Origin of the sequence: Rhodanobacter sp. C05 (assembly GCF_002001165.1) — a bacterium.
In the GTDB taxonomy this organism is placed as follows: domain Bacteria; phylum Pseudomonadota; class Gammaproteobacteria; order Xanthomonadales; family Rhodanobacteraceae; genus Rhodanobacter.
The window spans coordinates 607499-615867 of the sequence record NZ_MUNQ01000005.1 but is presented as its reverse complement, the minus strand read 5'-3'; the positions used below and the strand labels follow the sequence as shown (position 1 = coordinate 615867).

Genomic DNA, 8369 nt, shown 5'->3' with positions numbered 1-8369 from the left:
GCCGCCGAAGCAGCCGCCGCCGAAGATCATCCAGCAGATCAAGCCGCCGCCGACGCCGCCGCCGCCGACGCCGCCGCCACCGGTGGAAGAGGTTTCGCAGAACGCGGTTGCAGCAGCACCGCCGTCACCGCCGGCACCACCTGCTGCACCGACCGATATCAGTGCGGGTCAGGATCTGAGCTACAACAGTCAGATCAAGCCGAACTATCCACCGCAGGCTCTACGCCAGCGTCACGAGGGTACGGTTTATCTGTTGGTGACGGTTGGAATTGACGGTAGCGTGGTGGATGTGCAGGTCGACAAAACCAGCGGTTACCGCGAGCTTGATCGTGCGGCCATGGAAGCAGTCAGAAAGTACCGATTCAATCCAGAGGTCAGAAACGGGCGGAAGGTGCAAGGATTGGCACGTGTTCCAGTCACCTTCCACATGGACGGCTAGTTAAATATTCACATGCTGTAATCGACCCAATATTGATTACAGTTACAGTTCACGCTTGACTTCCCTAGGGTAGCGTTATGTTCCTACAGACTCCTGCAACAACCGATGCCGCACAGGCTATGGGTGGCAATACCAACGCCGAAGCCATGAAGCAGATGGGCTTCGCCAACCTGATGCAGAACTTCGACTGGCTCGGCTGGGTCGTGTTCGTCACGCTGGTCGCGATGTCGTTCCTGTCGTGGTACTTCATCATTGCCAACGGCATTCGCAACACGATGGTGCGTGGTCGTGCCGACAAGGTCATTGACGGCTTCTGGGGCAATGGCTCCACCCAGGACGCAATCCGTGAACTGGAAGCGCAGCCCAAGGGCGAACCGTTCTCCAAGATCGCGCTGGACGCCGCTTCGGCGGTCGCCCATCACCAGCAGACTGCCGCCGCTGGCACAACCGGTCGCCTGGCTGAATCGTTGAGCCGCTCGGAGTTCATCGACCGCGCCTTGCGCCAGGCTGTGGCTCGCGAGAGCCTGCGCCTGGAAGGTGGCATGACCTTGCTCGCCACCGTTGGCTCGGCCGCACCGTTCGTCGGTCTGCTCGGTACCGTGTGGGGCATCTACCACGCACTGATCGGCATCGCTGCGACCGGCAACGCCTCGATGAACGCGGTGGCTGGTCCGGTGGGTGAAGCACTGATCATGACCGCCTTCGGTCTGTTCACCGCCATCCCGGCCGTGCTTGCCTTCAACTTCTTCAACCGTTCGAACCGCCTGACCTACGCCCGCTTCGACGAGTTCGCGCATGACCTGCACGATTTCTTCGCCACTGGTTCGCGCGTCGAAGGCCAGAAGTGAGGGTTTGACCCATGGCAATGAGTTCCGGAGGCAATTCCGGTGGCCCGATGTCGGAAATCAATGTCACGCCGCTGGTCGACGTGATGTTGGTACTGCTGATCATCTTCATGATCACCGCACCGCTGATGTCGCACACCATCACGATTGACTTGCCTACCGCCAATCCGAAGACCAAGGATGAGGAAATGCCGGTGCCGCCGCTTGATCTCGCGATCAAGCCGGATGGCAGCCTGTACTTCAATGATCATCAGTTCACGGAGTCCGAGTTGAAGGCAAGGCTCTTGGTGGAGGCGCAGAAGACTCCGCAGCCGGAGTTGCAGATCCGCGCCGACAAGACCACCGAATTCAAGATCGTCAAGAAGGTGATCGGTGATGCCAAGGACTCGGGCATGGTGCATGTCGGCTTCATGACCACTGACGCGCCGAAGGGGTGATGAGAGATGGCCTTCACTAGCAACACCAGTGGACCGATGTCGGATATCAACGTCACGCCGCTGGTCGACGTGATGTTGGTGCTGTTGATCATCTTCATGATCACGGCGCCGGTGCTCGCGCACAAGATCAAGGTCGATCTGCCGCAGCCGAATCCGAATGTCGTCAATCCGCCCAATCCGCTGGATCCGATTCATCTGAAGATCGATCAGGGTGGTTCGTTCTACTGGAACGATACCCCGGTCGACGAGTTGGGCCTGAAGGCGCAGCTTGCGGTAATCGCCCAGCAGAGCAACCAGCCGGAAATCCAGATTGCTGCCGACGATGCCGTCGCCTACCAGTACGTGGCACGCGTACTGGCCGACGCCAAGAGCTACAACCTGACCAAGATAGGTTTCACCGAAGCCGATTGATCGGACAGGTTGCTGGCCGCTCCAGGCAGCAAATGGACGAAATGCAAAACCCCCGCCTTGCGCGGGGGTTTTTGTTTGGGTCGTGCCGACTTTATGCCGGTACGCAGACGTTGCTTAGCGCAGAATCTGCAGGTAGTTGCGCACCGTGATGGCCAGTCCCTGGTAGAGCGCCTCGCCGATCAGCGCGTGGCCGATCGAGACTTCCGCCAGGCCAGGAATCGCTGCCTTGAAGGCGCCCAGATTCGCCTGGCTGAGATCGTGCCCGGCATTGACGGCCAGTCCCGCCTGCTGCGCCCGGTACGCAGTATCGGCACACGCGGCGAGCATGCTTGCCGGTTGCCCGTCGGCGAAGGCCTGCGCATACGGGCCGGTGTAGATCTCGATGCGCTGTACGCCGATCGCTGCGGCCAGGGCGAAGTCCTGCACACCGGCATCGACGAACAGGCTGACCCGGCAACCAAGTTCGTTCAACTCGGCAACCAGCGGACGCAGGCGGTCGATATCATGCGCCAGATCGAAACCGTGGTCGGAGGTGATCTGGCCATCGCCATCAGGCACCAGAGTCACCTGGGTGGGCCGCACCTCACGCGCCAGCGCCACCAACCCGGGATATTCGCCGCGCGCCGGTGCGAACGGATTACCCTCGATGTTGTATTCGGCTCGGCCGACCAGCATCGCAGCCAGCGCGCGCACATCATCCGGCCGTACATGGCGCTGATCCGGTCGCGGATGCACGGTGATGCCACCGCAGCCGGCATCGATGCAGGTCTGCGCGGCGTGGCAGATGTCCGGTTCGTGGCCGCCGCGCGAATTGCGCAGCACGGCGATCTTGTTGAGGTTGACGCTGAGCAGGGTCATCGCAGAGAGACAGTCTTTGACGGTGGAGTCGGCATGGTACGACAGTGCCAGCAGGCAGCCAGTAGCGAGCGAACGCAGACAGTGCGCCGATCAGTCCATGCTGGCAAGCGTGCCAAGCAGGATCTGTCGCGGGAGTCCGCGCCAGGCCAGTGCGGCCAGCAGTGTCGTGTCGACTGGCAGCCGCCGTAATTGCCAGGCGAGGACATCGTCATCTTCGAGTTGCAGCAGGATCAGCTGCTCGCTGGCGTTCGCAATGCTGAGCCGATGCAGCCCGAAGGCGATGCCATGCCCGAGCGCCTTGAGTACAGCTTCCTTGGCCGTCCACAGCTCGAGGAACGCAGCACTGCGGTTCGCTGCCGGCAGTGCCGCAAGTGCAGCCGCCTCGTCAACACTGAAATAGCGTTGGGCAATCTCCAGTGCACGTGGCCGCTCGCGCCGACGTTCCACATCAATGCCGGGTGAGACATGTCGCCCAATCGCAATCAGGGCCTGGTCACCACTGTGCGACCAGTTGAATCCCAGGGACTGGTCATGGCCGGCGGCGAGCGCCGGCCGGCCATGTTCCCCGGCAACCAGTGCAACAGCGTCGGCGTCGATGCCGAGATAGGCCGCCAGCACACGGCGTAGCGGTGCCCGACCCTGCGTGGCCTGATAGGTCAGATGCCAGACATGAATCTCGTCATCGCGCAGGCACCCTGCCAGGCTCGCCAGCGTCTGTGCATGGGTTGTGGTCATCCATGCATGGTGCCGCTGCCACTAGCCATGTACAAGCGCACGCGCACATGGCACGCCGCGATCAGCGTTTATTTGATCAACCGTTCGTCGACCAGATTCTTCACCACGCCGGGATCGGCAAGCGTGCTGATGTCGCCGAGCTGGTCAGGCAGGTTCTCGCCGATCTTGCGCAGGATGCGCCTCATGATCTTGCCCGAGCGGGTCTTCGGCAGGCCGGGTGCCCATTGCAGAAAATCCGGCGTGGCGATCGGACCGATTTCCTTGCGTACCCACGCCACCAGTTCCTTGCGCAGTTCGTCGCTGCCTTGTTCGCCGGCGATCAGGGTGACGAAAGCGTAGATACCCTGGCCCTTGATGTCGTGCGGAGCACCGACCACCGCTGCCTCGGCAACCTTGGGATGCGAGACCAGCGCGCTCTCCACCTCGGCGGTGCCGATGCGATGACCACTGACGTTGATGACGTCGTCGACGCGGCCGGTGATCCAGTAATAGCCGTCCTCGTCACGGCGCACGCCATCGCCGGTGAAATAGTTGCCGGGATAGGCACTGAAGTAGGTTTCGATGAAGCGCTGGTGATCACCGTAGACGGTGCGCATCTGGCCCGGCCAGGAATCGGTGATGATCAGGTTGCCCTCGGTGGCACCTTCCTGCAGTTCACCATTGGCATCGACGATGGCCGGCTTCACGCCGAAGAACGGCAGCGTGGCGGAGCCGGGCTTGGCATCGATCGCGCCGGCCAGCGGGGTGATCAGGATGCCGCCGGTTTCGGTCTGCCACCAGGTATCGACGATCGGGCAGCGCTCGTCGCCGACCACGCGGTAGTACCACTCCCACGCTTCCGGATTGATCGGCTCGCCGACCGAGCCGAGCAGGCGCAGCGATTTTCGTGATGCCTTCTTTACCGGTGCCTCGCCTTCGCGCATCAGTGCGCGGATCGCGGTAGGTGCGGTATAGAACAGGCTCACCTGATGCTTGTCGATCACCTGCCAGAAGCGGCTGAAATCCGGATAGTTCGGCACGCCGTCGAACATCACGGTGGTGGCGCCGTTGGCCAGCGGCCCGTACACCACATAGCTGTGGCCGGTGACCCAGCCCACATCGGCGGTACACCAGTAGACGTCGTCCTCGCGCAGGTCGAACACCAGTTCATGCGTGTAGCTGGTGTAGACCAGATAGCCGGCGGAGGTGTGCAGCACGCCCTTCGGCTTGCCGGTGGAGCCGGAGGTGTACAGGATGAACAGCGGGTGCTCCGCTTCCATCGGCTCGGCCGGACAATCGGTCGACTGGCCGTCCATCAGGTTGTGCCAGTAGCGGTCGCGTGGCGACTGCATCGGCACGGCGGCGCCGGTGCGACGCACCACCACCACGGTTTCCACGCTGTTGGTGCCGGGCCGATCCAGCGCGGCATCCACGTTCGTCTTCAGCGCGATCCGCTTGCCGCCACGCACGCCTTCGTCGGCGGTGATCACCAGCTTGCAGGCCGAATCGGCGATACGACCGGCCAGCGAATCGGGCGAGAAGCCGCCGAACACCACCGAATGCACCGCGCCGATGCGCGCGCAGGCCAGCATTGCCACCGCGGCCTCAGGGATCATCGGCAGGTAGATCGCTACGCGGTCGCCCTTGGCTACGCCGAGGTTCTTCAGCGTGTTGGCGAACTTGCAAACTTCCGCATGCAGCTCGCGATAGCTGATCCGGCGCGAATCGCTCGGGTCGTCGCCCTCGAAGATGATTGCCGTCTTGTCGCCACGCTCGGCGAGGTGGCGGTCGAGGCAGTTCGCCGACACATTGAGTTTGCCGTCCTCGTACCAGCGGATGTGCAGGTCCTTCGGATCGAACGAGACATCCTTGATCTTCGTCGGTGGCCTGATCCAGTCCAGCCGCTGGCCGATGCGCCCCCAGAAGCCTTCCGGATCGCTGACCGATTCGGCATACAGGCGCGTGTAATCGTCATGGCGGACGCGTGCTGCAGCGGCAAACGCGGGATTGACCGGATAAAGCTTGGACATGGCAGGGCTCCTGCTGGCATCGACTTGAAGGATGCAGAACCGCGACAGGCCGTAGTGCCCGGCGGCGCTTGAACTTCGAGTGTAGCAAGGAGTGCGATGATGCAGCTGCACGGATGGCGTTTGCGATCGGCGCAAGCGTGTCCGAGACGATCCAGGGATTTGGACGTCCGTATCAGATCTCACGGATCGTCCCTCACTGCTTGCAGGAGAAGGGTATCGAGGCCCTAGCGTTTGTCGTGCTTCGCCACGCGGAACTGCTGCACGCGGCGATCGTCGGCCTCGGTGACATGAAACAGGAAACCGCCGATCGCCACTTCCTCGCCGACTTCGGGCAGGTGGCCGAATTCGGAGGTGACCATGCCACCGACGGTGTCGTATTCCTCGTCGGAAAACTCCGTGCCGGCCTGTTCGTTGAAATCCTCGATCGGGGTCAGCGCGCTGACCAGCCAGTCGCCGCCGGGCTGCTCGTGCATCAGCTCGGGTTCGTCGTCGTCGTGTTCGTCATCGATCTCGCCGACGATCTGCTCGAGCACGTCCTCGATGGTGATCAGGCCGGCGACGCCACCGTATTCGTTGACTACCAGCGCCATGTGGTTGCGCGAGCGGCGGAACTCGTCCAGCAGCACGTTCAGGCGCATGGATTCGGGAATCAGCACGGCCGGGCGCAGGATCGCGTGAATGTCGAAATGCCCGGCGGAGCCGAAGAACTTCAGCAGGTCCTTGGCCAGCAGGATGCCGAGGATCTCGTCCTTGTCCTCGCCGTGCACCGGGAAACGCGAGTGGCCGGACTCGACCACGGTGGCGAGGATCTCGGTCAGCGGCGATTCGGCCGCGAGCATCACGATCTGCGCGCGCGGCACCATCACGTCGTCCACGCTCAGCTCGTTGACCTTGAGCGCACCCTCGACCATGGTGAGGGTGTCAACGGACAGCAGTCCGTTGCTTTGGGCGGCGCGCAGCTCCTCAAGCAGTTCGCTGCGGTTGCGTGGCTCGCCGGAAAACATGTGGCCCAGCCGGTCCCACCAGGTGCGGTGTGCCGGGCCGCTGGTACTGCCAGGGTCGTCGTTCATTCACGGTTGGAGTGCTGCCCGCAAGCGGGCGGTATCCACGAGTCTAGCGGAAAATCCGTGACAATTCAGAGCACAAGCCTAGACTACGCAGCTCGTGAGAACGATCAGGCGTACGGATCGGCGATGCCGAGACCGGCCAGGATGCGGGTTTCCAGAGCCTCCATCGCTTCGGCCTCGCCATCCTCGACATGGTCGTAGCCGAGCAGGTGCAGCACGCCGTGAATGGTCAGGTGGGCCCAGTGATCGCGCGGCAGCTTGCCCTGTTCGGCGGCCTCGCGCAGTACTACCGGGGCGCAGATCGCCAGATCGCCAATCAGCGGCAACGCCACACCGGGCGGCAGTTCGGCAGGAAACGACAGCACATTGGTGGCGTAGTCCTTGCCACGATAGTCGCGATTCAGTGCGCGACCTTCATCGGCATCGACGATACGGATCGCCAGCTCGGCCGGCTTGCGCCGCTTGGCGCCGCGCAGCGCAGCCTCCACCCAGCGGCGGAAGCTGGCCGGCGCGGGCAGCCCGGCACGTAGCACGGCGTAGCCGACCGCCAGCACAATTTCAGGTGGCCGACTCACTTGCCGTCCTCTTCCTTCTGCTCGAACGCCTCGTAGGCGCGCACGATCTTCGCCACCAGCGGATGGCGCACCACGTCGCGCGAAGTGAAGAAGGTGAAGCTGATGCCGCCTACGCCACGCAGCACTTCCACCGCCTGGCGCAGGCCCGAGCGGGTGCTGCGCGGCAGGTCGACCTGGGTGACGTCGCCGGTGATCACCGCCACCGTGCCAAAACCGATCCGGGTCAGGAACATCTTCATCTGCTCGACGGTGGTGTTCTGCGCCTCGTCGAGGATCACGTAGGAATCGTTCAGTGTGCGGCCGCGCATATAGGCGAGCGGCGCGATCTCGATCACGTTGCGCTCGATCAGCTTGGCCACCTTCTCGAAGCCGAGCATCTCGTACAGCGCGTCGTACAGCGGACGCAGGTACGGATCGACCTTCTGCGACAGGTCGCCGGGCAGGAAGCCGAGCTTCTCACCCGCCTCCACTGCCGGGCGCACCAGCAGCAGGCGCTGCACGCGGTTCGCCTCCAAAGCCTCGACCGCACTGGCCACCGCCAGATAGGTCTTGCCGGTACCGGCCGGACCCACGCCGAAATTGATGTCGTGGCTGGCGATCGCGTGCAGGTAGCGCGCCTGGTTCGGGCCGCGGCCCTTGATCACGCCGCGCTTGACCTTGATCGTTACTTCCTGCGCGCCTTCGGCCGCTTCGGCCGTGATCGCGTCGATACCGGATTCGGCCAGATGCAGGTTGATCCTGGCGCCGGTCAGGGCCTCGTCTTCGGTTACGGCATACAGCGCAGCAAGCACTTTCTGGGCGGCCCTGGCGGAGACCTCCTCGCCAATCACCTGAAAGATGCTGCCACGGTGGTTGATCTCGACGCCGAGGCGCAGTTCGATCTGGCGCAGATGCTCGTCGAACGGCCCGCACAGGTTGGCGAGGCGGGCGTTGTCTTCGGGCTCGAGGGTGAATTCGCGCTGATTGAGTTCGCTCATAGGCGTGCGAGAGTAG

10 protein-coding genes are annotated in these 8369 nt (G+C 63.1%); 4 read left to right on the top strand and 6 right to left on the bottom strand.

The features are described from left to right. The 4 genes from B0E51_RS02655 to B0E51_RS02640 form a co-directional block, all read left to right on the top strand. Positions 1 to 439, top strand: a 439-nt coding sequence (locus tag B0E51_RS02655) for an energy transducer TonB (RefSeq protein ID WP_077443244.1), incomplete at its 5' end; no start/stop codon positions are given. 119 nt (positions 440 to 558) lie between these two features. Then, complete coding sequence (locus B0E51_RS02650; protein ID WP_077443243.1) at positions 559 to 1287, top strand: MotA/TolQ/ExbB proton channel family protein; 729 nt, start codon at positions 559 to 561, stop codon at positions 1285 to 1287. 11 nt (positions 1288 to 1298) lie between these two features. After that, a complete protein-coding gene (locus B0E51_RS02645) occupies positions 1299 to 1721 on the top strand; it encodes a biopolymer transporter ExbD (RefSeq protein WP_077443242.1) in 423 nt (140 codons plus the stop codon). A 6-nt stretch (positions 1722 to 1727) separates the two neighbouring features. Continuing rightward, a complete protein-coding gene (locus B0E51_RS02640) occupies positions 1728 to 2132 on the top strand; it encodes a biopolymer transporter ExbD (protein ID WP_077443241.1) in 405 nt (134 codons plus the stop codon). 114 nt (positions 2133 to 2246) lie between these two features. On the opposite strand, the gene B0E51_RS02635 is transcribed toward B0E51_RS02640, so the two are convergent. The 6 genes from B0E51_RS02635 to B0E51_RS02610 all read right to left on the bottom strand — a co-directional run bounded on the left by B0E51_RS02635 (position 2247) and on the right by B0E51_RS02610 (position 8353). Next, positions 2247 to 2990: a pyridoxine 5'-phosphate synthase gene (locus B0E51_RS02635; protein ID WP_077443240.1), complete on the bottom strand. Its 744-nt coding sequence runs from the start codon at positions 2988 to 2990 to the stop codon at positions 2247 to 2249. A gap of 90 nt (positions 2991 to 3080) precedes the next feature. Next, complete coding sequence (locus B0E51_RS02630; protein WP_077443239.1) at positions 3081 to 3725, bottom strand: 4'-phosphopantetheinyl transferase superfamily protein; 645 nt, start codon at positions 3723 to 3725, stop codon at positions 3081 to 3083. A 68-nt stretch (positions 3726 to 3793) separates the two neighbouring features. Next, positions 3794 to 5734 (bottom strand): acetate--CoA ligase, encoded by a 1941-nt coding sequence (gene acs, locus B0E51_RS02625; protein ID WP_077443238.1) that lies wholly within the window; start codon positions 5732 to 5734, stop codon positions 3794 to 3796. 224 nt (positions 5735 to 5958) lie between these two features. Continuing rightward, a complete protein-coding gene (locus tag B0E51_RS02620; RefSeq protein ID WP_077443237.1) occupies positions 5959 to 6804 on the bottom strand; it encodes a transporter associated domain-containing protein in 846 nt (281 codons plus the stop codon). Positions 6805 to 6908: 104 nt separating this feature from the next. Then, positions 6909 to 7376, bottom strand: a complete 468-nt coding sequence (gene ybeY, locus B0E51_RS02615) for an rRNA maturation RNase YbeY (protein ID WP_077443236.1) — start codon at positions 7374 to 7376, stop codon at positions 6909 to 6911. After that, positions 7373 to 8353: a PhoH family protein gene (locus B0E51_RS02610; protein WP_077443235.1), complete on the bottom strand. Its 981-nt coding sequence runs from the start codon at positions 8351 to 8353 to the stop codon at positions 7373 to 7375. The genes ybeY and B0E51_RS02610 overlap by 4 nt, the downstream gene beginning before the upstream one ends. Between the last annotated feature and the right edge of the window lie 16 nt (positions 8354 to 8369).

Excerpts from the sequence above, each read along its gene's own strand:
- B0E51_RS02650 (WP_077443243.1), top strand. The coding sequence starts at position 559 with ATGGGTGGCAATACCAACGCCGAAGCCATGAAGCAGATGGGCTTCGCC.
- B0E51_RS02645 (WP_077443242.1), top strand. The coding sequence starts at position 1,299 with ATGGCAATGAGTTCCGGAGGCAATTCCGGTGGCCCGATGTCGGAAATC.
- B0E51_RS02640 (WP_077443241.1), top strand. The coding sequence starts at position 1,728 with ATGGCCTTCACTAGCAACACCAGTGGACCGATGTCGGATATCAACGTC.
- B0E51_RS02635 (WP_077443240.1), bottom strand. The coding sequence starts at position 2,990 with ATGACCCTGCTCAGCGTCAACCTCAACAAGATCGCCGTGCTGCGCAAT.
- B0E51_RS02630 (WP_077443239.1), bottom strand. The coding sequence starts at position 3,725 with ATGACCACAACCCATGCACAGACGCTGGCGAGCCTGGCAGGGTGCCTG.
- acs (WP_077443238.1), bottom strand. The coding sequence starts at position 5,734 with ATGTCCAAGCTTTATCCGGTCAATCCCGCGTTTGCCGCTGCAGCACGC.
- B0E51_RS02620 (WP_077443237.1), bottom strand. The coding sequence starts at position 6,804 with ATGAACGACGACCCTGGCAGTACCAGCGGCCCGGCACACCGCACCTGG.
- B0E51_RS02610 (WP_077443235.1), bottom strand. The coding sequence starts at position 8,353 with ATGAGCGAACTCAATCAGCGCGAATTCACCCTCGAGCCCGAAGACAAC.